The 20,126-nt window shown below is 72.3% G+C and carries 21 protein-coding genes; 20 read left to right on the forward strand and 1 reads right to left on the reverse strand.

The annotated features are described in order from the left end of the window. Window positions 1-78: 78 nt before the first annotated feature. The 8 genes from ACFP2E_RS17745 (at window position 79) to ACFP2E_RS17780 (ending at window position 8,975) form a co-directional block, all read left to right on the forward strand. Complete coding sequence (locus ACFP2E_RS17745) at window positions 79-336, forward strand: hypothetical protein (RefSeq protein ID WP_378524329.1); 258 nt, start codon at window positions 79-81, stop codon at window positions 334-336. 62 nt (window positions 337-398) lie between these two features. Next, complete coding sequence (gene ftsY / locus ACFP2E_RS17750; RefSeq protein WP_378524328.1) at window positions 399-1,559, forward strand: signal recognition particle-docking protein FtsY; 1,161 nt, start codon at window positions 399-401, stop codon at window positions 1,557-1,559. 223 nt (window positions 1,560-1,782) lie between these two features. Continuing rightward, window positions 1,783-3,150, forward strand: a complete 1,368-nt coding sequence (locus ACFP2E_RS17755) for an ammonium transporter (RefSeq protein WP_378524327.1) — start codon at window positions 1,783-1,785, stop codon at window positions 3,148-3,150. After that, on the forward strand, window positions 3,147-3,485 hold the full coding sequence (locus ACFP2E_RS17760) for a P-II family nitrogen regulator (protein ID WP_378524326.1): 339 nt from the start codon (window positions 3,147-3,149) through the stop codon (window positions 3,483-3,485). Before ACFP2E_RS17755 ends, ACFP2E_RS17760 begins: the two co-directional genes overlap by 4 nt. After that, entirely contained in the window at window positions 3,482-5,695 is a 2,214-nt protein-coding gene (locus ACFP2E_RS17765; RefSeq protein ID WP_378524467.1) for a [protein-PII] uridylyltransferase, read from the forward strand. Before ACFP2E_RS17760 ends, ACFP2E_RS17765 begins: the two co-directional genes overlap by 4 nt. Window positions 5,696-5,798: 103 nt before the next feature. Continuing rightward, the gene (gene ffh, locus ACFP2E_RS17770; RefSeq protein ID WP_378524325.1) at window positions 5,799-7,367 is read left to right on the forward strand and encodes a signal recognition particle protein; all 1,569 of its coding nucleotides are present in this window, start codon (window positions 5,799-5,801) and stop codon (window positions 7,365-7,367) included. A gap of 121 nt (window positions 7,368-7,488) precedes the next feature. Next, the gene (locus tag ACFP2E_RS17775) at window positions 7,489-7,860 is read left to right on the forward strand and encodes a hypothetical protein (RefSeq protein WP_378524324.1); all 372 of its coding nucleotides are present in this window, start codon (window positions 7,489-7,491) and stop codon (window positions 7,858-7,860) included. 44 nt (window positions 7,861-7,904) lie between these two features. Further along, complete coding sequence (locus ACFP2E_RS17780; RefSeq protein WP_378524323.1) at window positions 7,905-8,975, forward strand: amidohydrolase family protein; 1,071 nt, start codon at window positions 7,905-7,907, stop codon at window positions 8,973-8,975. On the opposite strand, the gene ACFP2E_RS17785 is transcribed toward ACFP2E_RS17780, so the two are convergent. Then, entirely contained in the window at window positions 8,972-9,580 is a 609-nt protein-coding gene (locus ACFP2E_RS17785) for a hypothetical protein (protein WP_378524322.1), read from the reverse strand. The two genes, ACFP2E_RS17780 and ACFP2E_RS17785, sit on opposite strands and share 4 nt — an antisense overlap. A 208-nt stretch (window positions 9,581-9,788) precedes the next feature. Between ACFP2E_RS17785 and rpsP the strand changes: the two genes are divergently transcribed. The 12 genes from rpsP (at window position 9,789) to ACFP2E_RS17845 (ending at window position 20,037) form a co-directional block, all read left to right on the forward strand. Continuing rightward, entirely contained in the window at window positions 9,789-10,298 is a 510-nt protein-coding gene (gene rpsP / locus ACFP2E_RS17790; RefSeq protein WP_378524321.1) for a 30S ribosomal protein S16, read from the forward strand. A 5-nt stretch (window positions 10,299-10,303) separates the two neighbouring features. Then, window positions 10,304-10,546, forward strand: coding sequence for an RNA-binding protein (locus ACFP2E_RS17795; protein ID WP_378524466.1), 243 nt, complete (start codon window positions 10,304-10,306; stop codon window positions 10,544-10,546). A 149-nt stretch (window positions 10,547-10,695) separates the two neighbouring features. Beyond that, on the forward strand, window positions 10,696-11,271 hold the full coding sequence (rimM, locus tag ACFP2E_RS17800) for a ribosome maturation factor RimM (protein WP_378524320.1): 576 nt from the start codon (window positions 10,696-10,698) through the stop codon (window positions 11,269-11,271). Next, the gene (gene trmD / locus ACFP2E_RS17805; protein WP_378524319.1) at window positions 11,271-12,407 is read left to right on the forward strand and encodes a tRNA (guanosine(37)-N1)-methyltransferase TrmD; all 1,137 of its coding nucleotides are present in this window, start codon (window positions 11,271-11,273) and stop codon (window positions 12,405-12,407) included. Before rimM ends, trmD begins: the two co-directional genes overlap by 1 nt. 215 nt (window positions 12,408-12,622) lie before the next feature. Continuing rightward, entirely contained in the window at window positions 12,623-12,973 is a 351-nt protein-coding gene (gene rplS / locus ACFP2E_RS17810) for a 50S ribosomal protein L19 (RefSeq protein ID WP_378524318.1), read from the forward strand. Between the two features lie 35 nt (window positions 12,974-13,008). Next, window positions 13,009-13,824, forward strand: coding sequence for a signal peptidase I (gene lepB, locus ACFP2E_RS17815; RefSeq protein ID WP_378524317.1), 816 nt, complete (start codon window positions 13,009-13,011; stop codon window positions 13,822-13,824). Between the two features lie 28 nt (window positions 13,825-13,852). After that, window positions 13,853-14,569 carry a ribonuclease HII gene (locus ACFP2E_RS17820; RefSeq protein ID WP_378524316.1) on the forward strand — a complete coding sequence of 239 codons (717 nt, stop codon included), beginning with the start codon at window positions 13,853-13,855 and terminating at the stop codon, window positions 14,567-14,569. Continuing rightward, window positions 14,566-14,874, forward strand: a complete 309-nt coding sequence (locus tag ACFP2E_RS17825) for a DUF2469 domain-containing protein (RefSeq protein ID WP_378524315.1) — start codon at window positions 14,566-14,568, stop codon at window positions 14,872-14,874. Before ACFP2E_RS17820 ends, ACFP2E_RS17825 begins: the two co-directional genes overlap by 4 nt. Window positions 14,875-15,012: 138 nt before the next feature. Further along, a complete protein-coding gene (locus ACFP2E_RS17830) occupies window positions 15,013-15,462 on the forward strand; it encodes a TadE/TadG family type IV pilus assembly protein (RefSeq protein WP_378524314.1) in 450 nt (149 codons plus the stop codon). After that, entirely contained in the window at window positions 15,459-17,300 is a 1,842-nt protein-coding gene (locus ACFP2E_RS17835) for a hypothetical protein (RefSeq protein ID WP_378524313.1), read from the forward strand. Before ACFP2E_RS17830 ends, ACFP2E_RS17835 begins: the two co-directional genes overlap by 4 nt. Window positions 17,301-17,440: 140 nt before the next feature. Beyond that, on the forward strand, window positions 17,441-17,953 hold the full coding sequence (locus tag ACFP2E_RS17840) for a TadE/TadG family type IV pilus assembly protein (RefSeq protein ID WP_378524312.1): 513 nt from the start codon (window positions 17,441-17,443) through the stop codon (window positions 17,951-17,953). Beyond that, the gene (locus ACFP2E_RS17845; RefSeq protein ID WP_378524311.1) at window positions 17,938-20,037 is read left to right on the forward strand and encodes a hypothetical protein; all 2,100 of its coding nucleotides are present in this window, start codon (window positions 17,938-17,940) and stop codon (window positions 20,035-20,037) included. The genes ACFP2E_RS17840 and ACFP2E_RS17845 overlap by 16 nt, the downstream gene beginning before the upstream one ends. Window positions 20,038-20,126: the final 89 nt, after the last annotated feature.

Below are 20,126 nucleotides of genomic sequence, written 5' to 3' on the forward strand. Positions count from 1 at the left end.
CCGGTGCCGAACGGGGTACGGGAGTGTGCGATCTTCTTGCTCGCACCAACATCTCGGAATCTCTCGAAGGGTCCTGCCGTGCTGTCCGTCGCTCTCGCGATGATCATCGTCCTCGCCGTCTGCGGTCTCGTCGTCACCTACGTCGCGTTCCCGCACCGCGGCGAGGAGGTCCCGGGCGCCCCCTGGCTCGGGGACGCGCTGAGCCGCGGGGTCGAGCGGCTGCCGGTCCTGGCCGACCGCGACCTGTCCGCGGCCCAGCCGGTCGAGGTGGGGGCCGGCGGGCTCGGCGCCGACCTGGACGCCGGCCTGCGGGAGCGCGTCGCCGACCGGCGCTGACCCTCACACACCCGCGCTGACCGGGCGCGGGACGCCCGACGGCCTCTGGTTGGATGGGGCCCATGGGTGACTGGCTGTTCCTGATCCTCGCCATCGCCGGCCTGGCGCTGCTGCTCGTCGTCGGGCTGCTCGCCGGAGGCCGCCGCAAGGCGGGCCCCCCGGCCGCGCCGCGAGGCGGCGCCGGCACCGAGGTCCTGGCCCCGCCGCCGCCCACCGAGGCGGAGGTCGACGAGCCCGTCGAGACGGCCGAGCCGCCGGTCGTCACGCCCGAGCCGGAGGCTCCCGCAGCCCCCACCCTCGAGAAGCCCGAGGGCACGGCCTCCCGGCTCGCCCGGCTGCGCCAGCGGCTGGCCGGCAGCCAGGCGGGCGGCCTCGGCCGTGGACTGCTCGCGCTGCTCTCGCGCGACCGGCTCGACGAGGACACCTGGGAGTCCATCGAGGACACCCTGCTCACCGCCGACGTGGGGGTCGCCCCGACCCAGCAGCTCGTCGACAACCTGCGCACCCGGCTCAAGGGCGACGGCGACGCCGACCCGCGGGCCGCGCTCCGCGAGGAGCTGCTCGCCCTCGTCGACCCCGACCTCGACCGCCGCCTCCGCGTGAGCGGCGAGGACGGCAAGCCCGGCGTCGTGCTCGTCGTGGGCGTCAACGGCTCCGGCAAGACCACCACCGTCGGCAAGATCGCCCGGATCCTCGTCGCCGAGGACCGCGAGGTCGTGCTCGGCGCCGCCGACACGTTCCGCGCCGCGGCCGTCGAGCAGCTCGGCACCTGGGGCGAGCGCGTCGGCGTCGAGGTGGTCCGCGGTCCCGAGGGCACCGACCCCGCCTCCGTGGCCTTCGACGCCGTCAAGGAGGGCGTGGACCGCGGGGTCGACACCGTCGTCGTCGACACCGCCGGCCGGCTCCAGAACAAGGCCGGCCTGATGGACGAGCTCGGCAAGGTCAAGCGAGTCATCGAGAAGCAGGCGCCGGTCACCGAGGTGCTGCTGGTCCTCGACGCCACCACCGGCCAGAACGGCATGATCCAGGCCCGCGTCTTCAGCGAGGTCGTCGACGTCACCGGCATCGTCCTCACCAAGCTCGACGGCTCCGCGAAGGGCGGCATCGTCGTCGCCGTGCAGCGCGAGCTCGGCGTCCCCGTCAAGCTCGTCGGCCTCGGCGAGGGCGCCGACGACCTCGCGCCCTTCGACGCCGGCGCCTTCGTCGACGCGCTGCTCGGCTGAGTCGCCTGAGCCCCTGCGAACGGCGCGGCTGACAGCCCGGTCGGCCCGGTCGCCGTTCACACAGACGTAACACGGGCGCGGAACTCGTTGCCTGACGGCAACACGACGCTGCCAGCCGCGAAACGTCGGCCCCGAAGAGTGACGGGCAATGGCGTGGTCCGCCTGCTCGACACCGAGGTCGGACCGGGGGACCTCGCCTCCGCAAGCACCTTCTGGAGGTCCCGTGTACGACGGCTACTACACCTGGATGCTGGTGTCGGCCTCGCTCGTGCTGCTGATGACCGCGCCCGGCCTGGCGCTGTTCTACGGCGGCATGAGCCGGTCGAAGTCCGTGCTCAACATGCTCATGATGTCGTTCAGCGCGCTCGGCGTGGTCGGCATCGTCTACGCCCTGTGGGGCTGGTCCATGTCCTACGGCGAGGGTGGGGTGGCGATGCTCTTCGCCAACCCCTTCGACCAGTTCGGGCTCTCGGGGACGGCCCCCGGCGACTACGTCTTCGTGGCATTCCAGATGACCTTCGCGGTCATCACCGCCGCGCTCATCAGTGGCGCGATCGCCGACCGCGTCAAGTTCTCCGCCTGGCTCGTCTTCGTGCCCATCTGGGTCACGCTCAGCTACTTCCCCCTGGCCCACCAGGTGTGGGGCGGCGGCTTCCTGAGCGGCGCCGAGGGCGGTCTGGCCGACCTGCTCTTCTCCGGTGACGGCGGCGCGGCCGTGGCGCCGATCGACTACGCCGGCGGCACCGTGGTCCACATCAACGCCGGCATGGCCGGCCTGGTGCTGGCGCTGCTGATCGGCGTGCGCCGCGGCTTCGGCAAGGAGCCGATGAAGCCGCACAACCTGACCCTGACCATGATCGGCGCCGGCCTGCTGTGGTTCGGCTGGTTCGGCTTCAACGTCGGCTCGATCGTCTTCGTCGACGGCACCGGCGGCGAGGCGGACCTGACGCAGTTCACCACCGAGACCGGCCTGGTCTGGCTCAACACCACCCTCGCGACCTGCGCCGCCATGCTCGGCTGGCTGCTGGTGGAGAGGATCCGCGACGGCAAGGGCACCTCGCTGGGCGCCGCCTCGGGCATCGTGGCCGGTCTGGTCGCCATCACCCCGGCGTGCGGCAACCTGTCCCCGGTCGGCTCGATGGTCCTCGGCGCCACCGCCGGTGGCCTGTGCGCCCTCGCGGTCGGCCTGAAGTACCGCTTCAAGTACGACGACTCGCTCGACGTCGTGGGCGTCCACCTGGTCGGAGGCCTCGTCGGCACCGTCGGCGCCGGCCTGCTCAGCACCACGACCGGCCTGTTCTACGGCGAGGGCGTCCGCCAGCTCGTCGTCCAGGTCGTCGTCGCCCTCTACGCCATGCTCTGGGCGGGCCTCGCGACCCTGGTCGTGGGCCTGGCCATCAAGGCCACCATCGGCTGGCGCATCACCGAGGAGGAGGAGGTCGACGGGATCGACTTCGCCGAGCACGGTGAGGCGGCGTACGACTTCTCCGGCACCGCCGGCACCCGCCGCGGCAGCCTGCTCGCCGGCGCGGGAGCCCACGCGGCGACCGTTCCCGCCACCGACACTGACAAGGAAGGAGCCTCCGCATGAAGCTCGTCACCGCGGTGATCAAGCCGCACAAGTGGGAGGACGTCCGTGAGGCGCTGGAGACCTTCGGGGTCACCGGCATGACGGTCTCCGAGGTCAGCGGCTACGGCCGCCAGAAGGGCCACACCGAGGTCTACCGCGGCGCGGAGTACGACATCGCGCTCGTCCCCAAGATCCGGATCGAGATCGTCTGCGACGACGCCGACACCGACGACATCGTCGGGATCGTCGTGAAGACGGCGCAGACCGGCCGGATCGGGGACGGCAAGGTCTGGGTGAGCCCCGTCGACACCGTCGTGCGGGTCCGCACCGGTGACCAGGACGAGGCAGCGCTCTGACCGCAGCCGACCGCGCCCAGCGCACCGCCGAGGCGGACGCGGCCTGCACGGCCGCGTACGCCGGCCAGGGCGGCCCCGACAGCGGGGCCGCCCTGGTGGCGGTCGGCGGCTACGGGCGCAAGGAGCTGGCCCCCTGCTCGGACCTCGACGTCGTCCTCGTGCTCGACGCAGGCGTCGAGGCGGGGGAGTGGGCCGAGAAGCTGTGGTACCCGCTGTGGGACGCCGGCCACCGGCTCGACCACGCGGTCCGCAGCCTCGACGAGATGGTCAAGGCGGCCGACGGCGACCTCAAGGTCGCGCTGGGCCTGCTCGACGTGCGGCACGTGGCCGGGGACCCCAACCTCACCCTGCGGCTGCGCACCGAGGTGCTGGCAGCCTGGCGCCGGCAGGCCCGCGACCGGCTGCCGGCGCTGGCCGAGCTGGTCGAGGCCCGGCACCGGCTGGTGGGGGAGCTCGCCCACCTGTCCGTGCCCGACCTCAAGGAGGCCGAGGGCGGGATCCGCGACGCCACCGTCCTCAAGGCGCTGACCGCCACCTGGCTGGTCGACGTGCCGCACGCCGACCTCGAGCGCTGCCGCGGCCAGCTCCTCGACGTCCGCGACGCGCTGCACGCCGTCGCCCGGCGCGGCACCGACCGGGTCGCGCCGGAGCTCTGGGACCCGCTCGCCGACGCGCTGGGCCACGCCGGCGGCGACGTCACGCAGCAGCAGGTCCGCGAGCTCGGCCGGCGGATGGCGCACCTGTCCCGGCTCACCTGGCGGCGGGTCGACGCCGCGCTGTCCCGGCCGGCCCCGAGCGCGTCGGCCCGCCGGCCCGACCTGGTGCCGCTGGCGCCGGGCATCGCGCTGTCCTCCGGCGAGGTGGTGCTGACGCGGCAGGCCCGCCCGGCGGAGGACCCGTTGCTCCTGCTGCGTGCCGCCGCCCTCGCCGCCGAGCGCGACGCCGTGCTCTCGCCGGCCACCGCGGGGCGGCTGGCCCGCGAGGGAGCCGACCTGCCCGACCCGTGGCCGGCCGGCGCCCGGCAGCTGCTGGTGCGGCTGCTGGCCGCTCGCGGCGGCCTGCAGGCGGTGTGGGAGACCCTTGACGAGACCGGCGCCCTGGCGCGGCTGCTCCCCGAGTGGGAGCGGATCCGGCTGCTGCCCCACGCCTCGGAGATCCACCGCTTCACCGTCGACCGCCACGTCGTCGAGACCTGCGTCGAGGCCGGGGCCCTGATCCGGCGAGTCGCGCGGCCCGACGTGCTGCTCGTCGCCGCACTGCTGCATGACATCGGCAAGGGCGGCCTCACCGAGCACAGCGTCGCCGGCGAGCCCATCGCCCGCGACATCGCGGGCCGCCTCGGCTTCGACGACCACGCCGTGGCGACGATCGGCACGCTCGTACGCCGGCACCTGCTGCTGTCGGGCACCGCGACCACCCGCGACCCCGACGACCCCGCCACCATCGACCTCGTCGCGCGCTGCGTGGGCGACGAGGAGACCCTCGACCTGCTGCTGGCGCTGACCGAGGCCGACGCGCGGGCCACCGCCCCCAAGGCGTGGTCGACCTGGCGCGCCGGCCTCGTGACGACCCTCGCCGGCCGGGTGCGGGCGTCGTTGCAGCCCGGCTCGGTGACGCCCACGGACCTGGCCGATGCCGACGTGCCGGTCCCCGAGCACCCGGACCAGACGATCGTCGAGGTGGCCCCCGCGGAGGGTGGCTCGACGGTCACCGTCGTGGCGATCGACCGGATCGGCCTGCTCGCCGACGCCGCCGCGGTCCTCGCCCTGCAGCGCGCCCCGGTCCGGGCCGCCCGCGCCTGGGCGCAGGGGCCGTGGGGTGTCTCGGTCTGGGACGTGGCCGACGACCACCTCGACCCGGCGGTGCTGCGGCAGCGCCTCGAGGCGGTCGCAGCCGGACGCGTCGACCCGTCGGCCAGGCTGCGGCCGCCCAGCGACCCGGCGCTGGCGCCGGTCGTGGTGGTCCACCCCGACGCCTCGTCGAGCGCGACGGTGCTGGAGGTCCGCGCCGCGGACCGGCCCGGCACCGTGCACCTCGTCTGCGCCGCCCTCGCGGACCTGGCGCTCACCGTGCGCTCCGCCCACGTGGACACGCTGGGCCCGCAGGCGGTCGACGTCTTCTACGTGCAGGAGGAGGGCGCCGGTGCGCTCACCGACAAGCGCGCCGCGGCCGCGGCCCACGCCGTGCGCGAGGCCCTCACCGGGGGCTGACCGTGCACTGACAGTGCACTGGCGGCGGGATGACGGCCGTCCCGCGGGGTCCGGCTAGGCTTGGACCTCGATCCTGACCCGCTCCACCGCTAGGGACTCACACTTGTTCGCCACTCTCTCCGACCGCCTCGCAACCACCTTCAAGAACCTGCGCGGCAAGGGCCGGCTGTCCGAGGCCGACATCGACGCGACCGCGCGCGAGATCCGCATCGCCCTGCTCGAGGCCGACGTGGCGCTGCCCGTCGTCAAGGAGTTCGTCGCCGCGGTCAAGGAGCGCGCCCGGAGCGAGGAGGTCTCCCAGGCCCTCAACCCGGCGCAGCAGATCGTCAAGATCGTCCACGAGGAGCTCGTCACGATCCTCGGCGGCGAGACCCGGCGGCTGCGCTACGCCAAGACCGGCCCGACGGTGCTGATGCTCGCCGGCCTCCAGGGCGCGGGCAAGACGACCCTCGCGGCGAAGCTCGCGCTGTGGCTCAAGGAGCAGGGCAAGACCCCGCTGCTGGTCGCCGCCGACCTGCAGCGCCCCAACGCGGTCAACCAGCTGCAGGTCAACGGCGAGCGGGTCGGCGTACCGGTGTTCGCGCCGCAGCCCGGCAACGGCGTGGGCGACCCCGTCTCCGTGGCGCGCGAGTCCGTGGAGGAGGCGAAGCGCAAGCTCCACGACGTCGTGATCGTCGACACCGCCGGCCGCCTCGGCGTCGACGCCGAGATGATGCAGCAGGCCGCGGACATCCGCGACGCCATCCAGCCCGACGAGGTGCTGTTCGTCGTCGACGCGATGATCGGTCAGGACGCCGTCACCACGGCGCAGGCCTTCCTCGACGGCGTCGGGTACGACGGCGTCGTCCTCACCAAGCTCGACGGTGACGCCCGCGGTGGTGCGGCGCTGTCGATCCGCCAGGTCACCGGCAAGCCGGTCATGTTCGCCTCCGCCGGCGAGAAGATGACCGACTTCGACCTGTTCCACCCCGACCGCATGGCGTCGCGCATCCTCGACATGGGCGACGTGATGACCCTGATCGAGCAGGCCGAGAAGGCCTTCGACCAGGAGCAGGCCATGAAGGCCGCGGCGAAGCTCAGCGGTCAGGGCGGCGAGTTCACGCTCGACGACTTCCTCGAGCAGATGCAGCAGGTCCGCAAGCTCGGCTCGATGTCGAAGATCATGGGGATGCTGCCCGGGATGGGGCAGTTCCGCGAGCAGCTCGAGAACTTCGACGAGCGCGAGATCGACCGCATCCAGGCGATCATCCAGTCGATGACGCCCGCCGAGCGGGCCAACCCGAAGATGATCGACGGCTCCCGCCGCGCGCGCATCGCCAAGGGCTCGGGACGCCAGGTCTCCGACGTCAACCAGCTCGTCGACCGGTTCTTCGAGGCCCGCAAGATGATGATGTCGCTGGCCAAGGGCGGCGGCATCCCGGGGATGCCCGGCATGCCGGGGATGCCCGGCATGGGCGGCAAGCGGTCCAAGGCCCGGCAGGCCCCCAAGAAGGGCAAGGGCAAGCGGGTCTCCGGCAACCCCGCCAAGGCCGCGCAGCAGGCCAAGGCGGAGGCGGAGAAGGAGAAGGCCGCCCCCAACCCCTTCGGTGCGCCGGGCGGCGACGAGGTCGACTACGAGCAGGCGGCCGCGGCCCTCAACCTGCCCAAGGACTTCTCCAAGTTCCTGAAGTGAGTCGGGCAGCGCACCGCGAGGGACGAGCGGTGCGCGTGGGCTCGGCCAGGTTGAGCAAGCGACGCGACCGAGGGACGAAGTCGCGCGAGCGCGTCGAAACCCAGCGAGACGGAAGGCAGCCGTGAGAACGACCCTGGTCGTCGACGCCGCCAACGTCGTGGGCGCGCGTCCCGACGGCTGGTGGAAGGACCGGGCCGGCGCCGCGCGCCGGCTCCACGAGCAGCTGCTGACCGCGGACGTGCCGGGTGACGAGGTGGTGCTCGTGCTCGAGGGCGGCGCCAAGGGCGGCGTACCTGCCGGGCGCGACGCCCACGTCCGCACGGTCCACGCGCCACGGGACGGCGACGCCACGATCCTCGCCGAGGCGCGGCGAGGGCAGGAGGCCGGCCGCCAGGTCACGGTCGTGACCGCCGACCGCGCGCTCGCCGCCAACGTCACCGGCGTCGGGGCCCGGGTCCTCGGACCCACCTGGCTGCTCGAGCGGCTCGGCTGAGTCGCGCGTCAGCCGGACGCGAGCGGCGCGGTAGCGTCGCGGCCATGAGCGCGCTCAGGTTCCACGGCCCGGTGCTGCCCGACGGCGAGACCCGCGACCTCTACGTCGTCGACGGGCACGTCACCTACGAGCGCCAGCCGGGTGCGGAGACCGCCGGGCAGGGGTGGATCGTCCCGGGCCTGGTCGACGCCCACAACCACCTCGGGCTCGAGGACCACGGCGCCGTCGGCGAGGACGAGATCGAGGGGCAGGCCCTCGCCGACCGCGACACCGGCGCGCTGCTGCTGCGCGACTGCGGCTCGCCCGCCGACACCCGCTGGGTGCACGAGCGGGAGGACCTGCCGCGGCTGATCCGCGCCGGGCGCCACATCGCCCGCACCAAGCGCTACCTGCGCAACTACGGCCACGAGGTCGAGCCCGCCGACCTCGCGGCGACCGTCGCTCAGGAGGCCGACCGCGGCGACGGGTGGGTCAAGCTCGTCGGCGACTGGATCTCCCGCGAGGAGGGAGACCTCGCCCCGTCGTTCCCGCCCGAGGCGTTCGCCGAGGCGATCCGGGTGGCCCACGAGCACGGCGCGAAGGTCACCGCCCACTGCTTCGGCCGCGACGTGCTGCAGGGCCTGCTCGACGCCGGCATCGACTGCATCGAGCACGGCACCGGCCTCTCCGTCGACCAGGTGGAGCAGATGGCGGCCGCCGGCGTGGCGCTGGTGCCGACGGTCATGCAGACCAGCAAGTTCCCCGAGTTCGCCGCCGCCGGCCGTGAGAAGTTCCCCGACTACGCGGCGACCATGGAGGAGCTCTACGCCCGCCGCCGCGAGGTGATCATGTCGGCGTACGACGCCGGGCTGGCGATGTACGTCGGCAGCGACGGCGGGGGCGCCGCCCGCCACGGCTACCTCGCCGGCGAGGTGCAGGCGATGGCCGAGATGGGCCTGCCCGCCGACTACGTGCTGGGCGCGGCCTCGTGGCGGGCGCGCGAGTGGCTCGGCTGGCAGGGCCTCGAGGAGGGCGCGCCGGCCGACTTCGTCGTCTACGACGCCGACCCCGTGGCCGACCTCGGCGTGCTGTGGCGTCCGGCGCGGGTGGTGCTGCGCGGCCGGGTCGTGGCCTAGCTGCCGGGCTGGGAGCGCGGCGGGCGCGGGGCGCCGGTCGCGTAGAGGATGCCGGTGACCACCAGCATCACGAGCCCTGTCAGCCCCAGCAGCAACGGCAGCAGGATGGCCACGGCGAGCCCGCCGGCGAAGCCGCCGAGGCTCGGGAGCGCCCCGATCCGCACCCGGCCGTCGCCGGTGCAGGTGATCGTCAGGTCCCCGTCGGCGGTGTCGAAGCGGTCGGTGGCGGTCCACTCGTTGAAGGTGAAGTCGCCGCCGACCGGCCGCAGGTCGACCGGGTTGCCGGCGCCGTCGACCAGCTGGCAGGTCGTGCCGACCACCGGCCGGTCCAGGAACAGCGCCCGCTCCTCGCCGGCGGGCAGCTCGACCCGGCGCGGCTGTCCGTCGGCGACGAGGACGGCGTCCTCCTGCGCCAGCGGGCGCAGCGTCAGGAACAGCCCGGCCGCGAACACCACCGGCGCCAGCACCAGCAGCACGCCGCCGATGACGAACCAGCGGGCGCGCGGCCGTAGCCGGCGGGGCCCCGGCGAACCCGGGTACGGCGGAGGGCTGCCGTAGGGGCCGGGCGGGGTTCCGCCGTACGGTGGGTTCGGAGGCTGCGTCATGCCGCAGAGTCTGCCGCGCGGGGGCCCCGGACGGGGCACCCGGCCGATTTTCCGCGGCGCGCGGCGGTCTGGCAGAATGCACGGCTGAGTCCTGCGCGCCCGGACCCTCTCACCCGGTCGTCGCAGTGCCCATCGAGGCGCGCGTGCCGGTAACCCCACCTGGTGTCCGGCGCCTCACCCACCACAACCGTCAAGGAGACACTCAGACGTGTCCGTCAAGATCCGTTTGAAGCGCCTGGGCAAGGTCCGGGTGCCGCAGTACCGCATCGTCGTCGTCGACTCGCGCAAGAAGCGTGACGGTCGGGTCATCGAGGAGATCGGCAAGTACCACCCCAAGGAGGACCCGTCGTACATCGACGTCGTCTCCGACCGGGCGCAGTACTGGCTGGGCGTCGGCGCGCAGCCGAGCGACGCGGTCGCCGCGATCCTGAAGATCACCGGTGACTGGCAGAAGTTCAAGGGCCTGCCGGGCGCCGAGGGCACCCTCAAGGTGGCCGAGCCGAAGCGCGACAAGCTCGAGATCTTCAACGAGGCCCTCAAGGAGGCCGCCAGCGACCCCAAGGGCGCCGCGGTGACCGCCAAGTCCTCCAAGAAGACCGAGGAGGCTGCTGAGGCGCCGGCCGAGGTTCCCGCCTCGGAGACGCCGGAGGGCGCCGCGGACGAGGCCGAGTCGGCCGAGACCGTGACCGCCGAGGACGCCGGCAAGAGCGAGTCTTGAGCGCCATGCTCGCCGAGGCGCTCGAGCACCTGGTGCGCGGCGTCGTCGACCACCCCGACGACGTGAGCGTCCGTGACAAGCAGCTGCGGCGCGGCTCGATCCTGGAGGTCCGGGTCCACCCCGAGGACCTCGGCAAGGTGATCGGCCGCGGTGGCCGCACTGCCACGGCGTTCCGCACCGTCATCTCGGCCCTCGCCGGCCGCGGTGGCGCGCGGATCGACTTCGTGGACGTCGACCGGAGGCGCTAGCCGGAGGTCGCCGCCCACGAAGCGGCGAGCACAGCGTCGACGTCGACCGTCGTCGCTGAGCAGAGCAACGCACACCGACCCGCCCGAAGCTTTCGGGCGGGTCGGTGTCATTTTCGGGCGACTGACCCGGCGGCATAGGCTTGGCGCCCGTGACTGAGGGCAGCAACGGCGGCGGAGCCGGGGGCATCGAGCTGGTGGTCGGCCGCATCGGCAAGCCGCACGGCATCCGCGGCGAGGTGACCATCGACGTGCGCACCGACGAGCCTGACCGGCGCTTCGCCGCCGGGGCCCGGCTCCGGGCCCAGCCGAAGCAGGGGTCGGCCTCGACGCTGCGCGAGGTGACCGTCGCGCGCACCCGATGGCACCAGGGCGTGCTGCTCGCCACCTTCGAGGAGATCGCCGACCGCAACGCCGCCGAGGCGGCCCGCGGCACGCTCCTGCACGTGACGGTCCCGGTGGAGGAGACCCCGGAGGACCCCGACGAGTTCTACGACCACCAGCTGGTCGGGCTGGCGGTCCTCGACGAGGCCGGCACGACGCTGGGTGAGGTCGCCGCGGTCGTGCACGGCGGTGCGCAGGACCTGCTGACCGTCCGCACCACCGACGGCCGCGAGGCCCTCGTCCCGTTCGTGAAGGCGCTCGTCCCCGAGGTCGACCTCGCCGCCGGCCGCGTGGTCGTCGCCGACCGGCCCGGGCTGGTCTCGCCCGCCGAGGACGAGTCCTGATGCGGATCGACGTCGTCACGATCTTCCCCGAGTACCTCGCGCCCCTGTCGCTGTCGCTGCCGGGCAAGGCGCAGGACCGCGGCCTGCTCGACGTGCACGTCCACGACCTGCGCGGCTGGACCCACGACCGGCACCGCACGGTCGACGACACGCCGTACGGCGGCGGCGCCGGGATGGTCATGAAGCCCGAGCCGTGGGGCGAGGCGCTCGACGAGGTGCTCGCCGACGATGCCGTCCTCGTCGTGCCGACGCCGTCGGGGGAGCCGTTCACCCAGGCGGTGGCACGCGAGCTCGCGGGGGAGGGGCACCTCGTCTTCGCGTGCGGCCGCTACGAGGGCATCGACCACCGGGTCGTCGAGCACGCGCGGCAGCGGGCGCGCGTCCGCGAGCTGTCGATCGGCGACTACGTGCTGAACGGCGGCGAGGTGGCGGCGCTCGCCATCACCGAGGCCGTGGTGCGGCTGCTGCCCGGCTTCATGGGCAACCCCGAGTCGCTCGTCGAGGAGTCCCACGAGAGCGGCCTCCTCGAGTACCCCGTCTACACCAAGCCTGCCGGCTGGCGCGGCCTCGAGGTCCCGCCCGTGCTGCTGTCGGGCGACCACGCGGCGATCGCGGCGTGGCGCCACGACCAGGCGGTGCGCCGCACCGTCGAGCGCCGGCCCGACCTGGCCCACGCGGCCCGGGCCCTGGACGTCGGCGACCTCACCGGGGCGGTCGAGCCGCTCCGCCCCGCCGACCTGGGCGAGCTCCAGACCCTGCAGTGGGCCTGTTTCGAGCCCGCGCTGCGGGAGACCCCCGACGAGCTCGCCCACGACCTCGCGGGCGCGACCGCGTTCGTGCTGCGCTCGGGCGGACGGATCGTCGGGTCGGTCGCCGGCCGGCCCGAGGGCGACGAGTGGCGGATCTTCCTCCTCATGGTCGCCCCCGACCTGCGCGGCCGCGGCCTTGGGCGTTGGCTGCTGGAGCACGCCGAGGCCGCCGCGCCCGACACGACCACGGCGTACGTGCTGTCGACGGCCGCGGGCAGCGACATCGCGGAGCGCTGGTACCGCAGGGCCGGGTACCGGCGCCGCGGCGAACCCTCGGAGGGCCTGCTCCGGCTGGCCAAGCCCGCGAGGCGCGCACGGCGTTCCTGAGGGCCTGCTGATTTCCAGCCGCGCGGGCGACTGTGGCAAACTCGTTCCTCGGTCAGTCGGCCAAACAGGGATCGCCCGGAGGACTCGTTCCGGTCGGGGGTCCGCACCACCTCCTGCCACAGGGGGAGCGTGGTGCCGCCGGCCACGACGACTGGCCCACAACAGACAACGGTTCCCCGTACCGCGGCTGACCTGTGGCACTCGCGAGGAGAGACATGAGCAACGTCATTGCCGAGCTCGGCAACTCGATCAAGCGCGACGACGTCCCGGCCTTCCGCGCCGGTGACACCATCAAGGTCCACGTCAAGGTCGTCGAGGGCAACCGCTCCCGTGTCCAGGTCTTCCAGGGTGTCGTGATCCGCATCCAGGGCGCCGGCGTCGGCCGCAGCTTCACCGTCCGGAAGGTCTCCTTCGGCGTCGGTGTCGAGCGGACCTTCCCGATCAACTCCCCGATCTTCGAGCAGATCGAGGTCGTGACCCGCGGTGACGTGCGTCGCGCCAAGCTCTACTACCTGCGCAACCTGCGCGGCAAGGCCGCCAAGATCAAGGAGCGTCGCGAGGCCTGAGTCGGCCTCAGCCACCGCCTCGTTACGCTTCCCGCGTGACCTCCGAAGACCGCGACCAGACGGCAGCAGTCGTGACCAACGACGACGCCGGGTCGCGGTCTTCGCGTTCCCGGGGCCGCCACGGCAGCGACCGGAAGGCCGGCAAGAAGAAGCACCTGCCGCTGTGGCAGGAGACGATCCTGCTGCTCGGCATCGCGCTCGTGCTCGCCGTCGCCATCAAGGCGCTGCTCGTCCAGGCGTTCTACATCCCGTCGGAGTCCATGGAGCCCGGGCTGGTCGAGGACGACCGGATCCTGGTGCAGAAGGTCTCCTACTGGTTCGACGGCACGCCCCAGCGCGGTGACGTCGTGGTCTTCAAGGACCCGGGCGGCTGGCTGACCCCGTCGGAGTCCTCCGGCCCGACCAACCCGGTCGCGTCGCTGATGGCCAAGGTCGGCCTCTACCCCCAGGGCGGCCACCTGGTGAAGCGGGTCGTCGGCGTCGCCGGCGACACCATCACCTGCTGCGACAAGAAGGGCCGACTCGCCGTCAACGGCGTTCCCCTCCAGGAGGAGGGCTACGTCAAGCAGGAGCGGGGCGTCGAGTGCCGCGGCCCGATGCGCGGCGACTGCAACTGGGAGGCCGGGCCGATCCCGGACGGGCACGTCTTCGTGATGGGGGACAACCGGGCCCACTCGGCCGACTCGACGGTCCACATGTGCCTCGACCAGGAGACCGACTGCGTCCCCGGCGACGAGTTCGTGCCGGTGGACCTTGTGGTCGGCAAGGTGTTCGTGCTGCTGTGGCCCTACGACCACTTCCGGTGGGTCGAGCGTCCCGACACGTTCGGCGACGTGGCTGCCACCGACTGACCCGTCCCGACCTGCTTTCCCATCACCGATGAGCCAGCTGCCACGAGGCCTCACGGTCCGGCGAGACGCCGGGCTCTACGGCTACGAGCGCGCCCTGCGGCGGGCCGGCATCGAGCCCGTGGCCGGCGTCGACGAGGCCGGCCGCGGCGCGTGCGCCGGACCGCTGGTCGCCGGCGCGGCGATCCTGCCGCCCGGGAAGGCCGGGATCGTCCCGGGCCTGGCCGACAGCAAGCTGCTCACCGCCCAGGCCCGCGAGCGCTGCTACGACCAGGTCGTGAAGCGGGCGCTGGCGTGGTCGGTCGTGGTCATCGACGCCGAGGAGTGCGACCGCCTCGGGATGCACGTCGCCAACGTGGAGGCGCTGCGCCGGGCGGTGGCGCTGCTCGACCTGCCGCCGGCCTACGTGCTCACCGACGGCTTCCCCGTCGACGGGCTCGGCGTGCCGGGACTGGCCGTGTGGAAGGGGGACCGGGTGGCCGCCTGCATTGCCGCCGCGTCGGTGCTGGCGAAGGTGACCCGGGACCGGCTGATGGCCGACCTCGACGCCCGCTTCCCGGCCTACGACTTCAGGACGCACAAGGGCTACATCACCGACACCCACACCGCCGCGCTCGAGCAGAACGGCCCGTGCCCCGAGCACCGGATGCGGTTCGTCAACGTCCGGCGGGCCGCAGGCCTCGAGGAGCCGGCCGCCCTGCAGAATGAGCTCCGTCAGCAGCAGGCAGTGAGCGAGGGAGTGCGATGAGTGCCGAGGATCTCGAGCGCTACGAGACCGAGATGGAGCTGACCCTCTACCGCGAGTACCGCGACGTGGTGGGCATCTTCAAGTACGTCGTCGAGACCGACCGCCGCTTCTACCTGTGCAACCAGGTCGACGTGAAGGCCCGCACCGAGTCCGGCGACGTGTTCTTCGAGGTCTCGATGAGCGACGCCTGGGTGTGGGACATGTACCGCCCGGCGCGGTTCGCCAAGAACGTCAAGGTGCTCACCTTCAAGGACGTCAACGTCGAGGAGCTCAGCCCGCAGGACATCGATCCGCCCAAGGGCTGAGGCGTCGCGCCGCCGACTGGTCTGGTCCGCCGCTGGTACGGCCCTGAGTTCACCCATTTGGGGTACGTGGCCGCCCTCGCGCCCCTAGACTCCGAGGCTCAGGACGACGGGGGGTCCTTGATCTCGGAAGGGGAGTCCATGAAGTGGCCTCAGCGCCCCCGTCGTGTGCAGACGGATCATGGCGCAGCAGCTGTCGAGTTCGCGCTCGTCGTGCCGATCCTGCTCCTGCTGGTCTTCGGCATCATCCAGTACGGCATGTACTTCTGGGCCTACCAGGGCGGCAGCGACATCGCCCGTGACGCCGTTCGGCTCTCCGCTGTCGGCGACCCGGCGACGTGCACGGACTTCCGCAACGAGGTCCGCGGCCAGATCACGGGGCTCACCGGGTCCGGCGGCACGGCCACGATCACGCGCGACTACGACAGCTCCGGGGACGTCCTCGTGGGCGACAAGGTCACGGTCACGGTCTCCTTCACCAGCTTCGACCTGCAGCTGCCCTTCCTGCCGTTCGTCAACAACGGTCGGGTCACCTCGACCGCCGAGGCCATGGTCGAGTACGTCCCGGCCCCGCTCGAGGACTGCTCGTGAGGCGCCGGACCGACCGGGAGCGGGGCGCCACGGCCGTGATGGTGGGCCTCCTCTCGATCCTCCTCTTCACCGTCGCGTCACTGGCCGTGGACATGGGCAACGCCTGGGCCCGCAAGCGAGCCGTGCAGAAGCAGGTCGACGTCAGCGCACTCGGCGCCGGCTACCTGCTGCCGAAGACCCCGGTCAACGCCCTCAGCATCGCCAACGAGGTCGCCTCCTACCTGAACCTGCCCGAGAACCGCGTGGCCGGCCAGGCCAGCGTGACGGGCGTGCAGCTGCTCAACACACTCACGGCCGACGGCGAGGTGACGTTCCACAACTCGGACGGGACTGCCTGCGTCACCGGCTGCACCCAGATGAGGGTGGTCGCGCCGTCCGCGCGGGTGGACTTCGGGCTCGCCGGGATCATGGGCTACGACAACGTCGACGTGACCCGGAGCGCCACGGTCCGCGTGGTCTCGGCCCTCCCGGACCCGGTCGACCTCATCCCGTTCTGGCTGCCCAGCGGCTGCGGCTACGGCCCCGCGGACGCCGACACCACCCAAGGCGGCGGCCCGCCCTCGCCCTCCCCGTCTTCACCGTCGGCGTCGCCCTCGGGGTCTGCCTCCCCCTCGGGGTCTGCCTCCCCGTCGGCGAGTCCGTCAGGGTTCACCCCGTCGCCCAACGAGCAGGGCAACCACGTCCTGGGCGGGACCTCGCCGATCGCCATCTCCTACAACGGCTCGGCGACGGCCTCCAACTGGGTCATCACCGGCATCAACGGCAACCCGGACCGGGCCTCGCTGCGTTTCTGGGCCCCGGACGGCTCCCGGTACGTCGACTACGCAGCCCAGTCCCTGGCCAAGAATCAGGCCACCTTCAACATCCCTTCATTCACCATCGGTCCCGAGATCACGGCCACACCGGGGACCTGGCGGGCCTATGCGCTGATCTCGGGCAACAGCGGCAATGCGAAGTACTCGGCGAACTTCCTGACCGTCACGGTGTCGGCCGGGCCGTCCAGCACCGCGTCCGCCTCGGCGTCTGCCTCCGCCTCCCCGTCCGCGACAAGCACGCCGGTGCCCGTCGGCTGTGTCGGCCAGGACCGCGGCAACTTCGGGCAGCTGCTGAGCCCACGCAAGGACGGCTCCACCGGCAACAAACGACTGGCCCGCAACATCGCCGGTGGCCTCGACCACCTGCTGCAGCCTTTCCTGTGGGCACCGTCCCAGGCCGAGACCAAGGACTGTGGAAGCCCCCAGCACGGCTTCATCCCGGGTGCCCACCCGGACACGGTGTCCAGCAGCAACCCCCCGAGAAACTGCATCATCGCGGACCCGGGCAACGACGGACCGGCCATCTACGACGGCCTCGTGACCGGCGCGGACAACGGCACGCCTGGACGGCTCTCCGCCATCAACGGATCGACCTCGCCGCTGTGCAACCCCTCGCGCTCCAACACCTCCATCGGTGGCGTGACCGTCAACAACGACGTGCTCTCGTGCTTCCTGCGCAACGGTGCATCCTTGAGCGACATCGCCTCCGCCTCCGGGGTCACGCAGTCGATGCTCGACCCGCGGGTCGTCGACTCCCCGCGCTTCGTCTGGCTGCCCATGGTCGTGGCAACGGACCGTGCCCAGAAGAACTTCCAGCCGATCAAGGACTTCGTTCCGGCGTTCATCACCGACGAGACCCAGACGTCGCCGGCGACCAGCGCCAACGGGCTCGACATCAACGGCAACTCGGTCAAGGTCCTGCGCGTCTTCACCTTCAACAAGGCCGCGCTCCCGATCGACCAGCAGTCTCCGACGATCGACTACCAGCCGTCCGGCCGCAGCATCGTCAGATTGGTGGGTTGACAGGGCCGCCGCTACGCCCAAGGTCGGTATATCGGTGTGCGGTATACCCCAATTTGGGGAGGCAGCACCGAAACCACCCTCTCCCGAGGCCTCGACTCACGATGGTGGGTCCCGGGGTGCATCCGGGAGAGGGGACCATCATGGGGACGAGCAGACGTGCGCGACGCCACGGCGAGCGCGGAGCGTCGGCCGTGGAGTTCGCGCTGATCGTGCCGCTGCTGATGATGGTCCTGTTCGGCCTCATCACGACCGGCCTGGCCTTCTCCGACCACCTCTCCGCGACCAACGCCACCCGTGAGGGCGCTCGCTACGGCGCGGCGACCAGCATCTCGAACTCCTCGTGGGCCACCTCGGTCCGGGACCGCGTCAAGCAGACCTACTTCAACGCCGGCGTCACGGTCACCAACGACCAGATCTGTGTCCGGCTGGTCCGCTCCACCGGGACGACTGCCGCCGAGCACATCGGTGCGAGCTGCGGCAGCGCACCCCCGGTCCCGGCCAACATGGCGTCGGGGAGCTGCGCCGTGCTCGTCTGGATGCAGCGTCCCCAGCGCATCCGCCTGATCGCGTTCCCGGACCTGACCTTCAACTCCAAGGCGGAGTCCGTCGCGTACTACAGCCGGAAGGTGGCGTCGACGTGCCCCGTCGCCTGACACTGCCGTGGCCGAGGCGATCCGCCCGCGACGAGCGCGGGGCGGTCGCGGTGGTCGTGGCCGCGTCCATGACGGGCCTCCTGGTGATCACCGCGCTCGTGATGGACTTCGGGCTGGCAAGGATCGACCGACAGATCGACCGCTCCGCCGCCGACTCCGCCACGCTGGCCGGTCTCCACGGGCTCGGCGCCGTCGACGGCGTATCGCGGCCCTTCATCGGTGTGTGCACCGCGGCGCGGTACCTCAAGGCGAACAGCCCCCGGTTCGCGGGGATCAACGAGAACACGAACTGGAAGGACGGTCTGGGGGCCGCCACCGCGAACGGCTGCTCCGACGCCACCCTGCGCAACCGGGTGTGCCGGCCCACCGACCGCAGCACCTGGGCCCGCTGGAGCGGGAGCGGCACCTACCGCGGTGTGACGGTGACCGTCACCATCGAGAGCGGTTACGTCCTCGGCGGGGGCGCCTGGGCCGAGGACACGCTCCCCGCGACCAGCGGGGACAACGGCGACCCCGCGCTGCAGGGCTGCGACAACCTGTCCGTGACCATCACCCAGAGCCGCCGACCCGGCATGGGCAGCCTCGCCACGTCGGCCGATCTCCGGACCTCGGTCCGCTCCGTCGGCCGGGTGACGGCGGGTCCGGGGGACAGCGCGCCCGCGATGCTGCTCCTGAAGCGCACGGGCTGCCCGGTCCTGACGACGGGCTCCAGCGGCGGCGGCTCGTTCATCCGCGTCCTCGGCGCGCTGTCCTCCGACGGCAAGACCCAGCCGGGCACGATCCACGCCGACAGCGACGGCGTGGGGTGCAACGGCGCCAACAACGGATCGATCTTCGGCGGACTCGCAAACGACGGCATCATCGCCCACGCGGCCCCCCTGGCCAGCAACCCGGCGGCGCCGGACCCCAACAAGCCAGGCAGCATCACGTCGGTCGCGACCTACAACGGGTTGACCGGAGCGCCCGTGCGCGACAGCCTCAACCAGGTCTACGCCACGGACTCCCTCACCGGCACATCCGGCAGCAAGCTCGAGGTGAGCGGGCGTCCACTGGTCACCCGCAGCCTGGTGGACGACCGGTACTTCCCGGGGGTGAAGGCCGCGGTGAGCGCTGCCAGCTCGATGTTCGCCGCCGGCAACACCGGCCTTCCGCTCCCTCCCGCGTGGGTGCTGGGCGGCTGGATCCCCCTCGTGGCCGCGGACCCCTGCAAGCCCACACCGCTCGAGATCACGGCGATGAACCTGCTCCCGAGCAACAAGCTCTACATCAACTGCAGCGGCAAGTTCGTCGGTGACAACAGCGGGCTGACCATCAATGCGGGCACCGTCTACTTCCGCGGCTGGGTCAACCCGAGCCGCCAGCTCCGGCTCCCCAACGCCCGCAAGGTCTACATCGGGAACCACGGCAACAACTCGTCGGCCATCGACCTCGGCAACAACTCGTCCTTCGAGGTCGGGATGTCGGGCAGCGTCGACGGCAGCGGCAACTGCAGCACGGGCACCAGCAACATCCGGGGGAGCCTGCTGGTCCGCGGCGGGGACTTCAAGCAGACGGGTGGCCTGCTCCGGCTGTGCCGGACGACGGCCATCCTCATGGCCGGCCGCACCGACGCCTGCATCCCGGCCGCCGCGGGCGCCGCGCCGACCTCGACGCCGTGCGCCGGGGTGAACGGCGGCCTCGGTTCCGGCCAGTTCACGCAGAACGGCGGTGACGTCGACTGGACCGCCCCGAACTCGCTCGACGCCATCACCGACGCGGCCGGCAACCCGACCCCGACCGCCGTCGCCGCCTGGGGGGACCCGGACGGGCCCGAGGACCTGGCGCTCTGGGCCGAGAGCGGCAGCAGCACCAGCACCAACTTCAGCATGGCGGGCGGAGGTCTCTTCAAGGTGCAGGGTGTCTTCATGGCCCCCAACGCAGACCCCTTCATCCTCAGCGGAGGTGCTGCCCTCGACCTAAGGAACGCGCAGTACATCGCCACGAGCGTCCGGCTGAACGGCAACACGACCCGGGTCACGATGTCCGTCGACCCCAACGCCGCCGTGTCGGTCCCCTCCCTGAACCTCGTCGGGCTGGTGCGCTGAGGTGGCTACCGAAATCACCCGAGGGGGCTGACCCGCACATACCCAATTAACGGGACCTAGGTCCCCAATGGCCCGGATCCACCTCCGCG

Origin of the sequence: Nocardioides sp. GCM10027114 (assembly GCF_042659625.1) — a bacterium.
Lineage (GTDB): Bacteria > Actinomycetota > Actinomycetes > Propionibacteriales > Nocardioidaceae > Nocardioides.

Bases quoted from the DNA above. Each gene is read 5' to 3' on its own strand.
- rplS (WP_378524318.1), top strand. From the start codon at position 12,623: ATGAGCAACGTCATTGCCGAGCTCGGCAACTCGATCAAGCGCGACGAC.
- ACFP2E_RS17830 (WP_378524314.1), top strand. From the start codon at position 15,013: ATGAAGTGGCCTCAGCGCCCCCGTCGTGTGCAGACGGATCATGGCGCA.
- ACFP2E_RS17785 (WP_378524322.1), bottom strand. From the start codon at position 9,580: ATGACGCAGCCTCCGAACCCACCGTACGGCGGAACCCCGCCCGGCCCC.
- trmD (WP_378524319.1), top strand. From the start codon at position 11,271: ATGCGGATCGACGTCGTCACGATCTTCCCCGAGTACCTCGCGCCCCTG.
- ACFP2E_RS17795 (WP_378524466.1), top strand. From the start codon at position 10,304: ATGCTCGCCGAGGCGCTCGAGCACCTGGTGCGCGGCGTCGTCGACCAC.
- ACFP2E_RS17760 (WP_378524326.1), top strand. From the start codon at position 3,147: ATGAAGCTCGTCACCGCGGTGATCAAGCCGCACAAGTGGGAGGACGTC.
- ACFP2E_RS17780 (WP_378524323.1), top strand. From the start codon at position 7,905: ATGAGCGCGCTCAGGTTCCACGGCCCGGTGCTGCCCGACGGCGAGACC.
- ACFP2E_RS17825 (WP_378524315.1), top strand. From the start codon at position 14,566: ATGAGTGCCGAGGATCTCGAGCGCTACGAGACCGAGATGGAGCTGACC.
- ftsY (WP_378524328.1), top strand. From the start codon at position 399: ATGGGTGACTGGCTGTTCCTGATCCTCGCCATCGCCGGCCTGGCGCTG.
- ACFP2E_RS17840 (WP_378524312.1), top strand. From the start codon at position 17,441: ATGGGGACGAGCAGACGTGCGCGACGCCACGGCGAGCGCGGAGCGTCG.
- ACFP2E_RS17820 (WP_378524316.1), top strand. From the start codon at position 13,853: ATGAGCCAGCTGCCACGAGGCCTCACGGTCCGGCGAGACGCCGGGCTC.